8 protein-coding genes are annotated in these 21,111 nt (G+C 67.8%); 5 read left to right on the top strand and 3 right to left on the bottom strand.

Going from position 1 to position 21,111, the window contains the following annotated elements; all coding sequences use genetic code 11:
• The first annotated feature begins 118 nt into the window (after positions 1 to 118).
• From ABZ382_RS17715 to dmpG, 3 genes are read left to right on the top strand one after another with little or no spacing between them, the layout of a single operon-like run.
• Positions 119 to 904 carry a 2-keto-4-pentenoate hydratase gene (locus tag ABZ382_RS17715; protein WP_357089861.1) on the top strand — a complete coding sequence of 262 codons (786 nt, stop codon included), beginning with the start codon at positions 119 to 121 and terminating at the stop codon, positions 902 to 904.
• 44 nt (positions 905 to 948) lie between these two features.
• Complete coding sequence (locus tag ABZ382_RS17720) at positions 949 to 1,857, top strand: acetaldehyde dehydrogenase (acetylating) (RefSeq protein WP_213558314.1); 909 nt, start codon at positions 949 to 951, stop codon at positions 1,855 to 1,857.
• 12 nt (positions 1,858 to 1,869) lie between these two features.
• On the top strand, positions 1,870 to 2,934 hold the full coding sequence (dmpG, locus tag ABZ382_RS17725; RefSeq protein WP_246598189.1) for a 4-hydroxy-2-oxovalerate aldolase: 1,065 nt from the start codon (positions 1,870 to 1,872) through the stop codon (positions 2,932 to 2,934).
• A 55-nt stretch (positions 2,935 to 2,989) separates the two neighbouring features.
• On the opposite strand, the gene ABZ382_RS17730 is transcribed toward dmpG, so the two are convergent.
• Complete coding sequence (locus tag ABZ382_RS17730) at positions 2,990 to 11,425, bottom strand: type I polyketide synthase (protein WP_357089865.1); 8,436 nt, start codon at positions 11,423 to 11,425, stop codon at positions 2,990 to 2,992.
• A gap of 164 nt (positions 11,426 to 11,589) precedes the next feature.
• On the opposite strand from ABZ382_RS17730, the gene ABZ382_RS17735 reads away from it, so the two are divergent.
• Positions 11,590 to 12,534, top strand: coding sequence for a methyltransferase domain-containing protein (locus ABZ382_RS17735; RefSeq protein ID WP_357089868.1), 945 nt, complete (start codon positions 11,590 to 11,592; stop codon positions 12,532 to 12,534).
• Entirely contained in the window at positions 12,531 to 13,901 is a 1,371-nt protein-coding gene (locus ABZ382_RS17740; protein ID WP_357089870.1) for a cytochrome P450, read from the top strand. The genes ABZ382_RS17735 and ABZ382_RS17740 overlap by 4 nt, the downstream gene beginning before the upstream one ends.
• A 19-nt stretch (positions 13,902 to 13,920) precedes the next feature.
• Here the strand turns inward: ABZ382_RS17740 and ABZ382_RS17745 are convergent, their stop codons facing one another.
• Positions 13,921 to 15,444, bottom strand: coding sequence for an NAD(P)/FAD-dependent oxidoreductase (locus ABZ382_RS17745; protein WP_357089873.1), 1,524 nt, complete (start codon positions 15,442 to 15,444; stop codon positions 13,921 to 13,923).
• 13 nt (positions 15,445 to 15,457) lie between these two features.
• Positions 15,458 to 21,040 carry an SDR family NAD(P)-dependent oxidoreductase gene (locus ABZ382_RS17750; protein WP_357089876.1) on the bottom strand — a complete coding sequence of 1,861 codons (5,583 nt, stop codon included), beginning with the start codon at positions 21,038 to 21,040 and terminating at the stop codon, positions 15,458 to 15,460.
• Positions 21,041 to 21,111: the final 71 nt, after the last annotated feature.

Raw genomic sequence — 21,111 nt, forward strand, 5'->3', positions numbered from 1 at the left:
CTATGTTGGTCTGGCAGATGGGACTGCTGAAGCGATGTTCTTCACAAAAACTCGTTTCAATTTCTAGTCTCGTTACCGTAGGGCCACCGGCCGGTACCCCCGATGGAAGGAACACAGCGTGCTGACCGACGCGCTACGCAAGGAACTGGCGGACGAGCTCGCGGCGGCCGAACGGGATCGCACCCCGATCGACCCGCTGGTCGCGCGGCACCCCGAGATCGACGTGGTCGATGCCTATGAGATCCAGCTGATCAACATGCGGCAGCGGTTCGCCGGCGGCGCGAAGGTGGTGGGCCACAAGGTCGGCCTGTCCTCGCTGGCCATGCAGCAGATGATGGGCGTCGACGAGCCCGACTACGGGCACCTGCTCGCGGAAATGGAAGTCTTCGAAGACGTTCCGGTCGACACCTCCAAGTACCTGTACCCCCGCGTCGAGGTCGAGGTCGGGTTCATCCTGGGCGCCGACCTGCCCGGCGAGGACTGCACCGAGGAGGACGTCCGCAAGGCCACCGTCGCCTACGCGCCCTCCATCGAGCTGATCGACACCCGCATCAAGGAGTGGAAGATCGGCCTCTGCGACACCATCGCAGACAACGCCTCCTCCGCCGGCTACGTGCTCGGCCAGGCCCGCGTCGCGCCGGAACTGCTGGACATCAAGGCCATCGACGCCGTGCTGACCCGTAATGGCGAGGTCATCGCCGAGGGCCGTTCCGACGCCGTGCTCGGCGACCCCACCATCGCCGTGGCGTGGCTGGCCCGCAAGGTCGCCTCGTTCGGCGTGCGGTTGAAGGCGGGCGACATCGTGCTGCCCGGCTCCTGCACCCGTGCCATCGACGCCCGCCCGGGCGACGAGTTCATCGCCGAGTTCGCCGGACTCGGTTCCGTCCACCTGGGTTTCGCGTAAGCGCCGCCCCGACTGACACAGACCTCACCGAGTAGGAGAAAGCCGTGACTGCAAGCAAAGTCACCGCCGCGATCGTCGGGTCCGGCAACATCAGCACCGACCTGCTGTACAAGCTGCTGCGTTCGGACAAGATCGAGCCGCGCTGGATGATCGGCATCGACCCCGATTCCGAGGGCCTCAAGCGCGCCCGCGGCCTGGGCCTGGAGACCTCCGCCGAGGGCGCGGACTGGCTGCTGGCGCTGCCGGAGAAGCCGGACCTGCTGTTCGAGGCGACCTCCGCGTACGTGCACCGCGCCTACGCGCCGAAGTACGCCGAGGCCGGCATCCGTGCCATCGACCTCACCCCCGCCGCTGTCGGCCCCGCCGTCATCCCGCCGGTCAACCTCGACACCCTGCGTGACGAGATGAACGTCAACATGATCACCTGTGGTGGCCAGGCGACGATTCCGATGGTGCACGCGGTGTCCCGCGTCGTGCCGGTCGACTACGCCGAGATCGTGGCGTCGGTGTCCTCGGTGTCCGCCGGTCCGGGCACCCGCGCCAACATCGACGAGTTCACCAAGACCACCTCCGCGGGTGTCATGAACATCGGTGGCGCCAAGCGCGGCAAGGCGATCATCATCCTGAACCCGGCCGAGCCGCCGATGATCATGCGCGACACCATCTTCTGCTCGATCCCCGAGGATGCCGACCGCGACGCGATCACCGAGTCGGTGCACCGCATGGAGAAGGCCATCCAGGAGTACGTGCCCGGCTACCGCCTGCTCAACGAGCCGCAGTTCGACGAGCCGTCGCTGGTTTCCGGTGGCATGGCGAAGGTGTCGATCTTCGTCGAGGTCGAGGGCGCGGGCGACTTCCTGCCGCCGTACTCGGGCAACCTCGACATCATGACCGCGGCCGCCACCCAGGTGGGCAATGTGCTGGCCGACCAGATCATCTCGGCTCGGGTGTAAGGAGTACCGACAGTGAGCAATTCGAACATTCTGAAGCCGTTCTCCGCTGATCTGGACGTCCGGGTCACCGACACTTCGCTGCGTGACGGCTCGCACCACAAGCGCCACCAGTTCGTCGTCGAAGAGGTCCGCGACATCGTCGCCGCCCTCGACAACTCCGGCGTGCCGGTCATCGAGGTCACCCACGGTGACGGCCTGGGCGGTTCCTCGTTCAACTACGGGTTCTCGAAGACCCCTGAGCAGGAACTGATCAAGGTCGCGGCCGAGACCGCCAAGCAGGCCAAGATCGCCTTCCTGATGCTGCCGGGCGTCGGCGTCAAGGAAGACATCAAGATCTCGCAGGACAACGGCGCGTCGATCTGCCGCATCGCGACCCACTGCACCGAGGCCGACGTCTCGATCCAGCACTTCAACATGGCCCGCGACCTCGGTCTCGAGACCGTCGGCTTCCTGATGATGGCGCACTCCACCACCCCGGAGAACCTCGCCAAGCAGGCCCGCATCATGGCCGACGCGGGCTGCCAGTGCATCTACGTCGTCGACTCCGCCGGTGCGCTGGTGCTGGAGCAGGTCTCCGACCGCGTCTCCGCCCTGGTCGCCGAGCTCGGCAACGACGCGCAGGTCGGCTTCCACGGCCACGAGAACCTGGGCCTCGCGGTCGCGAACTCGGTGTACGCCGTGCGCGCGGGCGCCACCCAGATCGACGGCAGCGCACGCCGTTTCGGCGCGGGCGCGGGCAACCTGCCCGTCGAGGCCTTCATCGGCGTCTGCGACAAGCTCGGCATCAAGACCGGCGTCGACTTCTTCGCCATCACCGACGCCGCCGAAGACGTCGTCCGCCCGGCCATGCCGAGCGAATGCCTCCTCGACCGCCAGGCCCTCATGATGGGCTACGCGGGCGTCTACTCGTCGTTCCTGCGTCACGCCGAGCGCCAGGCCGAACGCTACGGCGTCTCCGCCGCCGAAATGCTCGTCCGCGCCGGCCAGCGCAAGCTCGTCGGCGGCCAGGAGGACCAGCTCATCGACATCGCCCTGGAACTCCAGCGCGAAAAGGAGAAGTCGGCCGCCAACGCCTGACCCACCCTCTCGACGCTGGGCCGCAACCGAATTCGGTTGCGGCCCAGCGTCGTTTCTACGAGATGCCGAATTCGTCTTCGAGCAGGTCCATCAGGTTTTCGTCGCTCATCGCCATGATGTCCGCCGAAGGGGACGGGTCCTCGTTCGCCCGTCCGGCGATTCGTGCCAGATTCACCAGTCTCGCGTAGAACTCATCGGTCATCCGGTTGCCGTCGACCATCTCCGTGACCTCGTTTTCCAAGCGCGACAGCGAGTCCAGGTGCGCCGGCGAGTCGGCGGCACCGGTGTCGGTGAGCTGGGTGAGGATGTACGCGGTGACCGCATCGGGTGTCGGATAGTCGAAGACGAGGGTCGCGGGCAGCCGCAACCCGGTCACGGCGTTCAGTCGATTGCGCGCCTCGACCGCGGTCAGTGAATCGAAGCCCAGATCCCGGAAATTGCGGTCGGCGTCGATACCCGCGCCGCTCTCGTGGCCCAAGACGGCCGCGACCTGGTCGCGAACCGTGTCCAGCGCCAACGCCTTTCGGTCGGCGTCGGCCAGTCCCGTCAACCGCTGCCGCAGACCCACCTCGACTCCCGTGGCCCGACGCACCCCGGTGATCAAGTCCTCGAACAGCGGGGCGAGCGTGCCCGCGCGCGCCCCGGTTGCCAAGGCGGCCATGTCCACGCGGGCGGCGACCACTCCCGAACGGTGTTGCGCCACAGCGGCGTCGAACATCGCCAGGCCCTGCTCGTCCGACATCGCGAGCACGCCGCTCCGGCCCAGACGCGTGGTGTCGGTGTCGCCGAGGTGACCGGTCATCCCGGTACCCGCGGCCCACAACCCCCACGCGATCGACACCGCCGTCCGGCCCTGGTTGCTGCGATGTTCGGCCAGCCCGTCGAGGAACGCGTTCGCGGCCGCGTAGTTGCCCTGCCCCGCCGTGCCCCACACACCGGCGACCGAGGAATACAACACGAACAACGGGAGATCCAGCTCGCGGGTCAGCTCGTGCAGATGCCACGCCGCATCCGCCTTGGCCGCCAGCACCGTATCCAGTTGTCCCGGGCTGAGCGACACCACGACCCCGTCGTCGAGCACACCCGCGGTATGCACCACGCCGGTCAACGGCGCGTCCGCGGGAACGGCGGCCAGCAACCGCACCACCGCCGCCCGATCGGACACGTCACCGGCCAGCACCCGCACCCGCGCGCCGAGCCCGGACAGCTCCGTGACCAGCTCCGCCGCGCCCGGTGCCGCCGGACCGCGCCGACTGACCAGCACCAGCGACCGCACCCCGTACTCGGTCACCAGATGCCGGGCCAGCATCGCCCCCAGTCCGCCGGTTCCGCCGGTCACCAACACCGTGCCCGCCGAAACCGCCGCCGCCACACCGGAATCCGCGTCCGGCGACTCGGTCAGCCGGGTCAGCCGAGCGAGGTGCAGTACCCCGCCGCGGACCATCACCTGGGGTTCGCCACAAGCCAGCACCCCGGCCAGATCCACCCCCGGCTCTCCAGGGTGGTCGGTGTCCAGGAGCACGATCCGGCCCGGGTCCTCCGTCTGCGCCGAACGCACCAGACCCCAGACCGCGGCACCGGCCAGATCGGCGATCTGCTCACCCGTCCGTGCGACCGCCCCGGAGGTCGACACCACCAACGTGCTCGCGGCGAACCGCGGATCACCCAGCCAGGCCTGCAATACGACCAGGATCCCACCGGCCGCCCGATGCACCCGCCGCGGCACATCCGTGGCGGTGTCGTCGATCTCGTGCTGATCGAACACCACGACCGGTGGCACCGACGCGGTCTCGTCGCGCGTCCACGCCACGAACTCCTCGACGGTGGTGAACGCCCGGGACTCCGGCACCGAACTCGGGATCGGCGTCGAGGCTGGAGTCCACCGCACCGCGCACAACCGCTCGCGGGTACGCGCGACGCCCAGTTGTCCCGGGGACACCGGCCGCAGGGTCAGCGACCCGGCGGTCAGGATCGGCCGCCCGGCCAGGTCGGCGACATCGATTGCCACCGCGCCGGTTCCGGATTCGGCAGGCCGGATCCGGGCCCGCACGGCCGATGCGCCGACCGCGTGCAGCGACACCTCCGACCACGCGAACGGCAGCAGCACATGGGCACCGGGATCGGCCGCCATCGCACTGCGCACGGCGGCGTGCAGCACCGCGTCCAGCAACGCCGGATGTAGCCCGAACCCCGACGCGTCACTCACCGAATCCGGCAGTGTGGCCTCGACGAACAGCTCCGCACCGCGACGCCACCAGGACCGCAACCCCTGGAAGGCCGGACCGTAGTCATATCCGCGGTCGGCCAGCAGCGGATACAGGTCGTCCACCGCGACAGCCTCCGCGCCCTGCGGCGGCCACACCGCCAACGCTTCCGTATCCGGCACGGCGGCAGCCGAATTCGCGAACTCGACAGCCTGCCTATCGAGCACCCCTTCGGCATGGGTGACCCACCCCGCCTGCGGATCTCCGGTGTCACGGGAGTAGACGACCACGCGCCGCGCACCCTGCGCGTCGGGTCCGTCGACCACGACTTGCAGCTGCACCGCGTTCTCGGCGGTCAAGACCAGTGGAGTCGTCACCATCATCTCCCGCAGTACCGAGCACCCGACCTCTTCGCCCGCGCGCAGCGCCAGCTCCACGAACCCGGTTCCCGGGAACAGCACCGTCCCACCGACCGCGTGATCGACCAGCCACGGCCGTATCGCCGACGACAACCGCCCGGTCAACACCGCGCCACCCGAATCCGCCGACGTCAGCACCGCACCCAGCAGCGGATGGCCGGCCCCCGACAACCCCAGCGACGCCGCGTCGCCGGTTCCGGCCGGGTTCGACCAGTACCGACGCCGCTGGAACGCGTAGCCCGGCAGTGGCACACGCCGTCCACGACCCCCGAACACCGCGTCCCACTCCACGCCCACACCCGCCACGTCCAAGCGGGCCATCGAGCGGGTGAACGCGAGCGCATCGTCCTGGTCTCGGTGCAGCGAACCCACGATCACCGGTTCACCATCACCGTCCGAAGCCGCAGCGGCACAGATCTGTTCGACGTCGACGCCCAGCAGCGGATGCGGGCTCGCCTCGACGAACACGGTGTACCCATCGCGGCACAACTGCCGCACCGCCTGCTCGAAACACACTGTGTCCCGAAGATTCCGGTACCAGTAGTCCGCATCCAACCCGGCCGGATCCAGGACCGTGCCGGTGACGGTCGAATAGAACGCCGCCCGCGACGCTCCGGTCTCGGGTGGTGAGGTCCGGTTCGCGGTCAGTACCCGCATCAGCTGATCCCGGAGCTGGTCGACCTGGGGTGAATGCGAGGCGTAGTCCACGGCCACCCGCCGGGCCCGGACCTCACGTCGCTCACACTCGCGCAGAAACGATTCCATCTGCCCGGTCTCGCCGGAGACCACCGTCGATCCCGGGCCGTTGACCACGGCCACCGCCAGCCCGTCGAACCCGTCGAGCAGTTCCTCGACCCGGTCCCGGGGCGCGAAAACCGACACCATCGCGCCCTGACCCGCCAATGCCCGCAACGCCGCCGACCGCCCGATCACGATCCGGGCCGCGTCCTCGAGCGACAAACCGCCCGCGACATGGGCCGCGGCGATCTCTCCCTGGGAATGCCCCACCACCGCATCGGGTTCGACGCCGACCGAACGCCACAGCGCCGCCAGCGACACCATCATCGCGAACAACACCGGCTGCACGATCTCGACCTGCTCGAGCCACCCCGTGTCATCGGTGGCGAGCACGTCCAGGATCGACCAATCCACCAGGGGAGCGAACGCCCGATCGCACGCGGCAATCTGCTGCGCGAACACCGGGGCCGACACCAGCAATTCCCGGCCCATCCCCAGCCACTGCGCGCCCTGGCCCGGAAAGACCAACACCGTCTTGCCCTGTGCGCGTGCGGTTCCCGACACCACACCATCGTCCTGCGACCCTCGCGCCACCGCGTCCAACCCCGCCAGCAACGCCGTCCGGTCTCGGCCCACGACCACCGCACGCCGCTCGAACCGCGATCGGCCCGCCAATGTCATCGCCACGTCCACCGGATCCACATCCGGGCACTCGCGCAGGTGACGTGACAGCTGGTCCGCCTGCCCGGCAAGCGCTTCCGGCGTCCGACCGGACACCACCCACGCCACCGACCCGTCCCCACCGGTATCGGTCACCAGCTCGGACTCCGATTCCGGTGCCTGTTCGAGAATGACGTGCGCGTTGGTGCCACTGATGCCGAACGCGGACACCGCCGCGCGGCGCGGCCGATCGACTGTCGGCCAATCCCGCTGCGCGGTCAGCAAACCCACATTTCCCGACGACCAATCCACGTGTGTGGACGGCTCATCCACATGCAAAGTCTTGGGCAGCACCCCGTGACGCAGGGCCTGCACCATCTTGATCACCCCGGCCATCCCGGCCGCCGCCTGGGTATGCCCGATATTGGACTTGATCGAACCCAGCCACAATGGCCGATCCTCCGGCCGATCCTGCCCGTAGGTGGCCAGCAGGGCCTGGGCTTCGATCGGGTCGCCCAAGGCGGTGCCGGTGCCGTGGGCCTCGACCACGTCGACCTCGGCGGCCGACACCCCGGCGGCCGCCAGTGCACGCCGGATCACCCGCTGCTGGGAAGGCCCGTTCGGCGCGGTCAACCCGTTCGACGCACCGTCCTGATTGACCGCGCTACCGCGCACCACCGCCAGTACCCGATGCCCGTTGCGCCGCGCATCGGACAGCCGCTCCACCACCAGCACGCCGACACCCTCGCCCCAGGCGGTCCCATCGGCCGCCTCCGCGAACGGCTTGCACCGACCATCCGGCGCCAGCCCCCGCTGCCGGGAGAACTCCACGAACATGCCCGCTGTCGCCATCACCGTCACCGCGCCCGCCAAGGCCAGGGAACACTCCCCCGCACGCACCGACGACACGGCCTGATGCAATGCGACGAGGCTCGACGAGCAGGCCGTATCCACCGACACCGCGGGCCCTTCCAGTCCCAGCACATACGACACCCGGCCCGACACCACGCTCGGTGTCACACCGGTCAACCCGTAACCGCCGTCGCCGTCGCCGGTGTCGAGGCCGGTGCCGTAGGACTGGTCGGTCACGCCGACGTACACGCCGGTATCGCTTCCCCGCAACGTCTCCGGCCGAATCCCCGCGTGTTCGAGGGCCTCCCACACCGTTTCGAGTATCAACCGCTGCTGCGGGTCCATGCCGGTCGCCTCGCGCGGACTGATCCCGAAGAACCCGGCATCGAACTCGGCTGCGTCGTAAAGGAATCCACCCTCGCGCACATACGACTTGCCCGCGCTACCCGGCACGGGATCGAATACCCCGCCCCAGCCGCGGTCGGCCGGGAACCCCGAGATCACGTCCCGCCCGTCTACCACCAACTGCCACAACTGTTCCGCGGAGGACACCCCACCCGGGAACCGGCATCCCACGCCCACGATCGCCACCGGATCCGATGACGACATCGCCGCCGCCGATTCCGATACCGCGGCGGTATCGGAATCAGCGAGCCGGCTGTGAATGTACGCGGCGACCGCGTCGGGCGTCGGATAGTCGAAAACCAGGGTCGCGGGCAGCCGCAGCCCGGTGATGGCACTCAACCGATGACACAGCTCGACCGCGGTCAGCGAATCGAGGCCCAGGTCCTTGAAATTGCGGTCGACATCGATGGCCGTGGCCCGGCCGTGCCCCAGCACCCGCGCGCTCTCGCCGCGAACGATGTCGGTCACCTGAGGCCGAGTCTCGGCCACCGGAAGTGCAGCCGACTCGGGTTCGACGCTCGCCGGTGGCCCCACGACAGCGTAGGTGTTGTCCAGCCAGAACCGATCCCGCCCGAAGGCATAGGTCGGCAACGTGATCCGGCGGCCGCCGGGGAACAGTTTCACCCAGTCGACCGCGGTGCCGGCCACGAAGGCGCTGGCCAGGCCGCGCAGCACCGCCGGCACTTCTGGCTGCCGTTTCCGCATCGTGCCGATGGTGAGCATGTCGTTCGCCGTGGACAGCTGTCCGACGAAGCCTGCCAGTCCGGCCGCGGGACCCAGCTCGACGAATGTGGTGACGCCCAACTCGCGGAGCGACTCCAATCCGGCTCCGAAGCGCACGGTTTCACGAATATGGCGGGACCAATACTGCGCCGACCCGTATCCCGGACCCGCCAGTCGGCCGTCCAGATTGGATACCAGCGGGATCGCCGGTTCGGTCGCCGCGATCGTCGCCGCCGACACCGTGAACTCACTCAGCATCGGATCCATCATCGAGGAATGGAACGCGTGCGACACGTTCAAGCGGGTCGCCCGACGCGAATGCTGTTGCAGGTGTAGCGCAATACGGTCGATCGAGTGTTCGGCACCGGCGACGACCACGGCGTCCGGCCCGTTGACCGCGGCAATGTCGACGCCCTCGATCGCCAGGTCTTCGAGCACCGCCCGGAGGTAGTCCTCGTCGGCCTGCACCGCGAGCATCGCGCCGCCGGTCGGCAACTGCTGCATCAACCGGCCACGCGTCGCGACCAGCAGCGCGGCGTCCCGGAGGGACAGCACACCGGCCAGGTGCGCGGCTGCCAGTTCGCCGACGGAGTGGCCGATCAGGAAGTCCGGTCGCAGCCCCCAGTCCTCGACCAGCCGGAACACGGCGATCTCGACGGCGAACAACCCCGCCTGCGTGAACCCGGTCTGCGCGAGCCGCTCGTCGTCCGATCCCCAGAGCACAGCCCGCAATTCACCGCCCAGATACGGTTCCAGCTCGGCGAGCACCGCATCCATGGCTCGAGCGAAGACCGGGAACGTCTCGTACAGCTCCCGGCCCATGCCGGCCCATTGCGCGCCCTGGCCCGGCAGCACGAACGCCGTCTTCCCCGACTTGGTCGCCGCCGCGGGCGCGATGACGGTCGCGGGCAACGACTCCGCCAGTTCGCGCAGCTCGCCGAGCAGCTCGTCGCGATCGAATCCCACCAGAACCGCGCGATACTCGAACAACGACCGAGTCGTCACCAGCGAGTAGCCGATATCCGCCGCCGACAGATCGGGATGTCGTTCGACATACTCCAGCAGCCGTCGAGCCTGGCGGAGCAGTCCGTCGCGGGTCCGCGCCGACACCACCCACACCAACGGCGTCCCCGCCGGCACCGGCTCCGACTCGGATTCGTCGAGCACGGGAGCCTGTTCGAGGATCACGTGTGCGTTCGTGCCGCTCAGCCCGAAGGACGACACCGCGGCGCGGCGCGGCCGATCGACCGTCGGCCAGTCCCGTTGCGCGGTGAGCAGTTCCACCCGCCCGGCGGCCCAATCCACCTGAGTCGACGGGGTATTCACGTGCAGCGTCCCGGGCAGGATTCCGCGGGCGAGCGCCTGCACCATCTTGATCACCCCGGCCACACCGGCAGCCGCCTGGGTGTGCCCGATATTCGATTTGACCGAGCCCACGAACAGCGGCCGATCCTCCGGTCGATCCTGCCCGTAGGTCGCCAACAGGGCCCCGGCTTCGGTCGGATCACCCAGCCTGGTGCCGGTGCCGTGGGCCTCCACCACATCGACCTCGGTGGCCGGCACCCCGGCATCGACCAACGCCCGCCGGATCACTTGCTGCTGGGCGTGCCCGTTCGGCGCGGTCAGCCCATTCGAGGCACCGTCCTGATTGACCGCGCTGCCCCGTACCACCGCCAGCACCCGATGCCCGTTTCGCCGGGCATCCGACAACCGTTCCAGCACAACCACACCCGAGCCTTCGCCCCAAGCGGTCCCGTCGGCGGCTTCGTCGAACGGTTTGCACCGGCCATCGACGGCGAGCCCCCGCTGCCGGGAGAACTCGACGAATGTCGCGGGTGTGGACATCACCGTCACCCCGCCCGCCAGCGCCAGCGAACACTCCCCCGATCGCAACGCCCGGACCGCCAGATGCAGCGCCACCAACGACGACGAGGCCGACGTGTCCACCGACACCGCCGGGCCCTCCAGGCCCAACACGTACGACACCCGGCCCGACACCACACTGGAGGACCCGCCGGTCAGTTGATAACCCGCCACGTCGACCGGAGCCTGCCCGCCGCCGACCCCGTAGTCGTTGTGGAACACCCCGCAGAACACTCCGGTGTCACTGCCGCGCAGTGACACCGGGTCGATACCCGCGGATTCCACTGCCTCCCAAGCGGTTTCCAGCAGCACCCGCTGCTGCGGATCCATCGCCAGCGCCTCGCGCGGACTGATCCCGAAGAACTCGGCGTCGAACTCGGCTGATCGATGCAGGAATCCGCCCGTGCGCACATAGGTCTTGCCCGGCGCGCCCGGCTCCGGGTCGTACAGCTGTTCCAGGTCCCAGCCCCGGTCTGCCGGAAAGTCCGATAGCCCATCACGGCCGTCGATCAGCAACTGCCAGAGGTCTTCGGACGACTCCACATCGCCTGGAAACCTGCAGCCGGTGCCCACTATCGCGATCGGCTGGCGCATAACCTGTTCGTCGATCGGAAATAGCCGAGTCATACCAATCAAGCTAGAACACGTTCATGTGCCATGCAACCAATCAGTACCACGATTCTTACCAGCTCGACGCCGCCTATCAGCCCCGGGATACCCCTGGACACTGGAACGTGTTCCCGCTACAGTCCCATTGAGATCTGTTGATCAATGGGGAGGGTGGCAAAACCATGACGGCTATCGAATTCCGCAAGTCCGAGAGTTCAGCCGGACGCACTTTGCGATGGGTTCGCGAATGGGGGCAGTTGACTTCCCTGCTCTTCGTACCCGGAATTTCCGATCGATTCAGCCGGCTGTACGACAATTTCATCAACTCCTCCAACGTGCTGGGCGAGGAATCCCTATTCATCAACCTGGGCTACTGGAAGGACAACCCCGGAACCATCGATGAGGCGAGTGCGGCGCTGGCTCGGCTGGTAGCGACCGAAGCAGACCTCGGACCCGGCGATCTGGTGATCGACGTCGGTTTCGGCTTCGGCGATCAGGACTTTCTCTGGGCGAACGAGTTCGGCCCGAAGCGAATTACCGGCGTGAACATCTCCGCGAAACAGGTCGAGGTCGCGACCGCGCGGGCCGCCGAATTGGGGCTGGGCGACGTCATCGAGTATGTGCACGGGTCCGCGAGCGATCTGCCGCAGCCCGATGCGTCCGCGACGAAGGTGACCGCACTCGAATCGGCGCTGCACTTCCCATCGCGTTCGGAATTCTTCGAAGAGGCATTCCGAGTCCTGGCGCCCGGCGGCCGATTGGTGACCGCCGATGTGGTGCCGCTCGCGGATGAGCATGTTCCGAATCTTGCCGGTCGGTCGCGTTTCATCGGCAAGATCGCGCGCGGCACCTTCACAACCGCCCGGCAGAATCAGACCGATGCGGAGGAATATCGCCAGGCGCTCATCGCGGCCGGTTTCACAGAAGTCCGCGTCTATTCCATTCGCCATCACGTCTACCCCCAATACACGGAATATATGAGCGAGCGGCTCGAGCGTCCGGAAATGAAGCGACTCAATCCGGTGATGCGGTGGTTCTTCGGCCACAAGGGAGCCTCCTGGTGGGGACCGTGGCTGGACTACATCGTCGCTATCGCCGACAAGCCTGCCGCGGGAGGAGCGCGTTGATTCGTCGAGACCTGCCGCACCCCCCTCGACGCGTGCCCCTCGTGGGCGACATCAGCCATCTCGACCGCTACAACCCCATCCAGAACGAAATGGCCTTGGCCGCATCGCTCGGTCCCATATTCGAGCGACGAGTGCTCGGCCTGCACTTCATCTACGTGGCGGGCGCCAAGCTCGCGGCGCAGTGCTCCGATGAAACACATTGGGAGCGTGCACTGTACGGGCCGGTGCTCGAGTTCCAACGGTTCATGCCGGACAGCCTGTTCGTGGTGGACAACGACAATCCGCTGTGGGGTCAGGCGCGCCGCATCTTCACTCCGGCCTTCGCGCAGAAGGCGATGCGCAGCTATCACCAAGCGATGCAGTCGGTCGCCGATGATCTCGTCACGGAGTGGTCCGCCGGTGACGGGGTGGTCGACACGCACTCGGCGATGACGCGGGCCGCGGGGGAAGTCATCGGCCGGGCCGGATTCACCAGGGATCTCGGGCTTTTCCATGATGCGCCCGACAGCGGCGATTCTCGCGCGTTCATCGACGCGCTCTCGGACCTGCTGCGGATGGCATCGGACGCGGGCAATGCGCTCCCGGTCATCGGCCCGATCCGACGGCGGCTGCTCGAACCCAGGGTGCGGCGCAATAGTGCGGTGCTGCACAGCTTTTCCGACCGCATCATCGCCGAGCGACAGACTCGTCCGACCGATGACGAGGATCTGCTCAACCTGATGCTCACGGCCACCGACCCGGAATCCGGTGAGCGGTTGCCGTTGGACAACGTCCGCGAGCAAGTGCTGACCTTCATGGCGGGCGGATACGAAACCACCGCCGCACTGCTCGAGTCGACACTGCACTACATCGCCGCCGACCCGGAACTTCAAGAGCGAATTCGCGCCGAGGTTTCGGCACGCGGCGGGTTCGAGTACAAAGCGGTGACCGGGATGCACCTGATCCGGCACGTTCTCAACGAGTGCCTGAGATTGTGGCCGCCCGCACCGGGCTACTTCCGGCGGGCCCGCACCGACCAGGATCTCGGCGGGTATCGGATCCCCGCCGGGCAGATGGTTTTCGTCCTGGCCCTGGCCGCCCACCGAGACCAGGACGTCTGGGGTCCGGACGCCGCCGGCTTCGACCCGTACCGCTTCGAAACCGACCGGCTGCGCGGCCATCCCGACCGGTTCTTCGAGCCGTGGGGCACCGGGCCTCGCGGCTGCATCGGCCGTCAGTTCGCGCTCCACGAATCCACCCTGCTGATCGCCCGCATTCTGTCCGCCTTCGAATTGAGCACCGACGGGACACCGCTGGTGATGCGGGAACGTGGGACGCTGCGCCCCGAGCCGTATCGGCTGAAGGTCGTTCCCCGGGCCGACGGCTGAGGCGGGCGTCCCGCCCCGTTCACCGACCGAAGTGGTAGTCGGTGAACGGGAAATGCCGACCCCGCCACCGTGTTTCGAGGAGGCCGGCGGGCCGGAAGTACGGAGTGTCTCCGTGCGAGTTGCTGTAGTAGGTCGGAATGCCCTTGTTCAGCGTGCTGATGTAGTAGCGCAGCACCTGGCCGCGCTTGCGGATCTCGGCGTGGTGAGCGGTGTGCGCCCGCTCGCTCACCTCGACCACCGCGGCCCCGCGACGCCGTGCCTCGCGGATCGCTCGAATCGCGTGTGACGCAGTGGTTTCCACCATCCCGTGCCAGCCGATATCGGCCAGCGAGTACGGCCCGACCAGCATCCAGCGGTTCGGCAGACCGGGCAGGGCCACGCCCTCATAGGCCTGTACGCCATTGGCGCGGAAGAACTGTCCGAGGTCGAATCCATCGCGCCCGACGATGGCGCCTTCGGCGTAACTCTCCGGATCGGTGTGCATCTGGTAGCCGGTCGCCAGCACGATGACGTCGTATTTGTGCTCGGTGCCATCGCTGGTCCGGAGGCCGTGCTCGGTGAACCGCTCGATGCCGTCGGTGACCAGGCGGACGTTGTCGCGATTGAAGACCGCGGGATATCCGGTCGACAGGGTGAGTCGCTTCGTCATGGGGCCGTAGGCGGGCGTCAGTGCAGCGGCCGTCTCGGGGTCGTCGATGACCCGGCGGAGATAGCTTCCGTAGGCCCGGATGGCGAAGGCGTCGAATGCGGCCATCAACGGTTTCACCAGTCGCAACGGCAGATACGTGGCGAGTCGGGCGATGGGTTCCATCGCGAGCAAGATCATTCCCTGCTGGGCCGCCGCCACGCCCGGCACCCGCAGCGCGGATTGAAACCACGGCGGGACCGCCCAGTTCGGCTTGGGCACGCACCATACGGGCGTCCGCTGGTGGACATCGAGCTGAGCTACCTCGGGCGCGATCGCGGGCGTGATCTGTACGGAACTCGCGCCGGTGCCGACCACGGCGACGCGCTTACCCGCCAGGTCGAGACCGTGGTCCCAGGCGTCGGGGCAGAGCACCGTACCGGTGAAGTCAGCGAGACCCTCGATGCCGCAATCGGCTTTGGGTCGCAGGAAGGCCCCGACCGCGCTGATCACGAACCGGGCCGTAATGATCTGCTCGTCAGCGGTGTGCAGCTCCCATCGGCTGTGCTTCTCGTCCCAGACTTCGCGGACGATCTCGGTATGGAACCGCAGGTGCTGATAGAGGCCGTAGCGGCGGGCGACGTCCCGGTGATACGCCTGCACCTCGGCGCCCGCCGGGAACAACGTGGGCCAATCGGCCTTGCGGGCGAACGAGTACTGGTAGGTGAGCGCGGGTACGTCGACACTGATTCCGGGGTAGGTGTTGTCGCGCCAGCTGCCGCCGACCTCACCCGCGCGTTCCAGGATGGTGAACTGTTCGATGCCGGCGCGTTTGAGCAGCGCCCCCGCCGCGATACCGCCGGGTCCGGCACCGATCACCACGATCTCGTGATCGGGTCGCGTTGTCGTAGTACCCATGTGTGAATGTCCCTTACTGGATAGGTCGGGTGTCGGCGGTCAGCGGCGTGAGCCATTGATCTATCAACCGCGCCGCTTCGCGGGCCTTGGCACCGTGCAGCGCAACGTGATCGGCATCCGTGGTCTCGACGAGGAGCGTCGGGGTGTCGACGGGCTTGTGTTCGAGTCGCCTCGCCAGGTCGAACCACCAGCCGAACGCGGTCAACCGTGCGGTGGTCAGGCCCGCGCGGTCGGGGATCGTCGCGGCCAGCTCGAGCATGTGGTGCCCGCGGGCGTTCAGTTGGCCTTCGTCCACTTCTCGGTCGATGAAGCCGTCGAGAATGATCAGGCCTCGCAGCTGGGCACTTTCGTGTTCCAAGAGGCGAGTCGCCGCCGCGTGGGCGATGTTCGCGCCTATCGAGTAACCGCCGAGGACGAATTCGTCCTGGCCCACCGTGTCGAGGACCGCTTGCACGATGCTGTCGACGGCGGCGTCCAGCGATGCGGGAAGCGGTTCATCCGGGTCGTATCCGGGCAGCGGGATAGCCGAGACACGGCGGTCACCGCCCAGGTCGGCGGCGAGCTGCGTGTACTGGATGGACCCGCCGAGGAATTCCGGGGAATCGACGAATACCAAGTGCGGCAGGGCATCCCCGCCGCTGAGTCCGATGCCGCTCGGCACTCCCACGGTGACTTGGTCGGACACCGGACGGAGTTTCGCCGCCGCTCGCAAGAACGCCAGACCGCGCTCGAGCTTGTTGCCCGCGATCGCCTGCCGGATGACACCGACAACGGAATCCGAGGCGGATTCCTCCGCCACGGTCTCCGCATCGGCTCCGGTCAGTTCGCGCAGCATGTGCCGGGCGACGGTAGCCGGGGTGGGATGGTCGAAGATCAGGGTCGCGGGCAGTCGCAGTCCCGTGAGGGCATTGAGCCGGTTGCGTGCCTCGACCGCGGCCAGCGAATCGAAACCCAGCTCCCGGAAGTTGCGGTCCGGATCGATCGCGTCGGGACCGTCGTGACCGAGCACGACCGCCATCTGTTCTCGTACCACGCCCAAGAGCAGCGGCAGGCGCTCGGCGTCCGACAGCACCGAAATCCGCTCTCGCAGTATTGCTCCCGGATCTCCCGGGGGGTCGGCGATGGAACGAATTCCCGCGCTCGTCGCCAATTCCCGCAGTAGCGGGCTCAATGTCCCAGCTTTGACCCGCGCATCCAGCACCGCGTGATCCAGCGGTGCCGCGACCACCGCGGCCCGGTCCTGAACGATCGCGGCGTCGAACAGTGCCAATCCTTGCTCGGTCGACATGGGTGACAACCCGGCACGACTCAATCGAGCGGTGTCGGCGTCGGCGAGATGCCCGGTCATCCCGGTGTGGGAAGCCCACCACCCCCACGCGATCGACGTCGCGACCGATCCACGCGCCCGCCGATGCTCGGCCAGCCCGTCCAGGAAGACATTCGCGGCCGCGTAGTTGCCCTGACCCGCTCCGCCCAGCACACCCGCCGCCGACGAATAGAGCACGAACATCGGCAAATCCATACCGCCGGTGGCCTCGTGCAAATGCCAGGCGGCATCGGCCTTCGCCGCCAGCACCGCGTCCATTCGGTCCGGTGTCAGCGAGGCGATCACACCGTCATCGAGCACACCGGCCGCATGCACCACACCGGTCAGCGGGAGCTGCCCGGGCACCGCCGCCAGCACCTCGGCCACTCCATCGCGAGTCGCGATGTCACAGGCCATGATTCGTACCTGAGCGCCGAGATCGCCCAGTTCCGCCGCCAAGAGCGACGCTCCCGGCGCGGCGGCACCGCGACGACTCACCAACACCAGCGACCGCACCCCGTGGTTGGTCACCAGATGCCGGGCCAACGCCGCGCCCAGGCCACCGGTACCGCCGGTGACCAGCACCGTCCCCGCCGACACCACACCGCCCGCGCCTGATACCGGCTGTCGCGTGTCGACGGGCAGTCGGGTCAATCGGGCCGCATGCACGACGCCGGCACGGATCACGGCCTGGGTCTCACCCGAAACGACCACGGCCGCCAGTTCTTCGGCGGTCAGTTCATCGGAATCGGTGTCCACCAGGACGACCCGGCCCGGAGCCTCCGACTGAGCCGAACGCACCAGACCCCAGACCGCCGAGCCCGCCAGATCAGTGACATCGTGTCCGGCCGGACCGACGGCACCATGGGTGACCACGACCAGGGTGCTCGCCGCGGATCGTGACCCACTCAACCAGGCCTGCAACACCTTCAGCGTCTCGTGCGTCGCAGTGCGGACACGGCTCGGCACATCGTCGGTGCCGGCAGCGACCGCACCGCGGTCGCTATCGAAAATATCCACATCGCCGACGGTTTCGGGGTCGACAAGCGAGCTGTCCGGTGCCGCCAGTGGCGTCCACCGAACTCCGTGCAACCCGTCCAGCATCGAGAAGCCGTCCAGCATCGACTCCAGCACGGCGGGATCCACCGGCTCACCCTCGATGCCCAGCACGCCCTGTGCGTTCAGCACCCACGTGCCATCGGCGTCCTCGACACGGGAGTACATCGACGCCGATCGGCAGCCGAGCTCGTCGGCACCGTCCACCACCACCTGCAATCGGATCCCGACCTCGGCGCGCAGCACCAGCGGATTCAGCAGCGTCAGGTCCCGCACCAGTGCACAACCCACTTCCTCGGCAGCGCGGAACATCAACTCCACGTAGGTGGCCGCGGGTAGCAGTGCGACCCCATCCACGGCACGCTCGGCCAGCGCCGGATGGGTCGCCAGGTCGAGTCGACCCGTCAGCACCACACCGTCACCGGCCGGGGACTCGACCACCGCGCCCAACAGCGGATGACCGGCCGCCGAGAGCCCGAGCGACGACGCGTCCCCACGCCCCGGGCCGCCGGTCAGCCAATACCTGCGGCGCTGAAAGGCATACGTCGGCAAGGACACCCCGGACCCGTGGGCGGGTCCCAGCAATTCCTCCCAATTCACCCCCACGCCCGACACTTCCAACTGCGCCGCCGACCGCAGGAGGCCGTCGAGGCCCCCTTCGTCACGTCGCAGCGAACCCACGACGGTCACGGGATCCGTATTCGCCGGCAGGTCACACGATTGCTCGATGCCGACCGTGAGCAAAGGATGCGGGCTGGCTTCGACGAATACGTCGTAGCCGTCCTCCAGTAGGGCCTGGACCGTCTGCTGGAAACGCACCGGTTCCCGCAGATTCCGGAACCAGTAGTCCGCATCCAACCCGGTGCCGTCCAGGACGCCGCCGGTCACGCTGGACCAGAACGCCACCTTCGACGATCGGGGCTCGAGTTCGGCCAGCACCTTCAGCAGCGGTTCGCGGAGCCCATCGACCTGCGGCGAATGCGAGCCGTAGTCGACCGGGATTCGGCGGGCCCGAATGTTTTCGCGTGCACAGGCTTCCAGGAACTCCTCGAGCTGCGCCGCCGCACCGGAAACCACCGTCGCCTGCGGGCCGTTGACCGCGGCCACCGACAATTCGTCGTATCCGGCCAGCAGAGTGGTCACCCGATCGAGGGGCGTGGACACCGAGACCATCCCGCCCTGTCCGGCCACAGCATTCAACGCGGCGGACCGTAGCGCCACTACCCGGGCGGCGTCCTCGAGGCACAGTGCCCCGGCCACATACGCCGCGGCAATCTCACCTTGCGAGTGACCCACAACGGCGTCCGGAACAACGCCGACCGAGCGCCACAGCTCTGCCAAGGACACCATCACCGCGAACAGCACCGGCTGAACCACATCGACCCGCTCCAGCGGCGGCGCCCCTTCGGCACCCGCGAGCACGTCGAACAACGACCAATCCACCAGCGGTGAGAACGCGGCATCGCACTCGGCCATCTTTCGTGCGAACACCGGCGAGCAGTCCAGGAGCTGCCTGCCCATGCCCTGCCATTGAGCTCCCTGGCCAGGAAGAACCAGCACCGTTTTGCGGTGCGCCGCACCCACTCCCGTCACCACGCTGGGACTCGGCGTCTGCTCCGACAGCGCGGTCAGTCCGGCGAGCAGCTCGTCGCGGTTCGCGCCCACCACCACCGCGCGGTGGTCGAAGCGCGACCGCTGAGACACCAGCGACCGTGCCACGTCCCGCACGTTCATCGCCGGGTCAGCGGCCACGAAATCCCGCAGCCGCCGCACCTGCCCGGCCAGTGCTTGTGGCGTCCGACCCGACACCACCCAGGCCGCCGGACCGTCCCCACCGGTATCGGTCACCGGCTCGGACTCCGATTCCGGCGCCTGTTCGAGAATCACGTGCGCGTTGGTGCCACTGATACCGAACGCGGACACCGCCGCACGCCGCGGCCGATCGACAATCGGCCAATCCCGCTGCGCGGTCAGCAAACCCACATGCCCCGACGACCAATCCACATGTGTGGACGGCTCATCCACATGCAAAGTCTTCGGCAGCACCCCATGTTGGAGGGCCTGCACCATCTTGATCACCCCGGCCACCCCCGCAGCCGCCTGAGTGTGCCCGATATTGGACTTCACCGAACCCAGCCACAACGGCTCCAGAGCACGATCACGCCGGCCATAGGTCGCCAGCAACGCCTGCGCCTCGATCGGGTCGCCCAGCGTGGTGCCGGTGCCGTGCGCCTCCACCGCATCCACCCCGCCCACCGACAGCGCGGCATTCGCCAACGCGCGGCGGATCACCCGCTGCTGCGAAGGCCCGTTCGGCGCGGTCAACCCATTGGACGCACCGTCCTGATTGACCGCGCTGCCCCGCACCACCGCCAGCACCCGATGCCCGTTGCGCCGAGCATCCGATAACCGTTCCAGCACAACCACACCCGAGCCCTCGCCCCACCCCGTCCCGTCGGCCGCCTCCGCGAACGGCTTACACCGGCCATCCGCGGCCAACCCCCGCTGCCGGGAGAACTCCACGAACGTATCCGCCGTCGCCATCACCGCCACGCCGCCGGCCAACGCCAGCGAACACTCCCCCGACCGCACCGCCGACATCGCCTGATGCAATGCCACCAGACTCGACGAGCACGCCGTATCCAATGACACCGCAGGCCCTTCCAGCCCCAGCACATACGACACCCGGCCCGACACCACGCTCGATGACACACCCGTCAGGCTGTAACCCTCGTCGGCGGCATCAGCTCCGTAGCCCTGGTTCATGACGCCGACGTACACGCCGGTATCGCTGCCCCGCAACGTCTCCGGGCGGATCCCGGCATGCTCGAGCGCCTCCCACGCCGTCTCCAACAGCAGGCGCTGCTGCGGGTCCATCCCGACCGCTTCACGTGGACTGATCCCGAAGAACTCCGCATCGAACTCGGCTGCGGCGGAGAGGAATCCGCCCTCCCGCGCATACGACTTACCCGCGACACCTGGTTCCGGGGAGTACGAACCCGCCAGATCCCACCCACGATCGGACGGCCACTCCGACACCACGTCACGACCGTCGACCACCAGACGCCACAGATCGTCCGGCGACTCCACCCCGCCCGGAAAACGACACCCCATGCCCACGATGGCCACCGGCTCCGCGTTCGGCTCCGTCACCTCCCGCAGCTTGGCCCTGGTTTCCTGGAGTTCGGCGGTGACACGTCGCAGAAGATGCTGCAACTTCTGCTGATCAACCATTCGGAACCCCTATTCCAGAGAACTAGAACCCAATCCAGATTGAGACTTGGGTTCAGATCGCGGAATGCCTC

Source organism: Nocardia sp. NPDC005825, assembly GCF_040630175.1.
In the GTDB taxonomy this organism is placed as follows: Bacteria; Actinomycetota; Actinomycetes; order Mycobacteriales; family Mycobacteriaceae; genus Nocardia.

What these genes read in the sequence shown, in the direction of transcription:
- ABZ382_RS17730 (WP_357089865.1), bottom strand. Translation starts at nt 11,425, where the DNA reads ATGACTCGGCTATTTCCGATCGACGAACAGGTTATGCGCCAGCCGATC.
- ABZ382_RS17735 (WP_357089868.1), top strand. Translation starts at nt 11,590, where the DNA reads ATGACGGCTATCGAATTCCGCAAGTCCGAGAGTTCAGCCGGACGCACT.
- ABZ382_RS17745 (WP_357089873.1), bottom strand. Translation starts at nt 15,444, where the DNA reads ATGGGTACTACGACAACGCGACCCGATCACGAGATCGTGGTGATCGGT.
- ABZ382_RS17750 (WP_357089876.1), bottom strand. Translation starts at nt 21,040, where the DNA reads ATGGTTGATCAGCAGAAGTTGCAGCATCTTCTGCGACGTGTCACCGCC.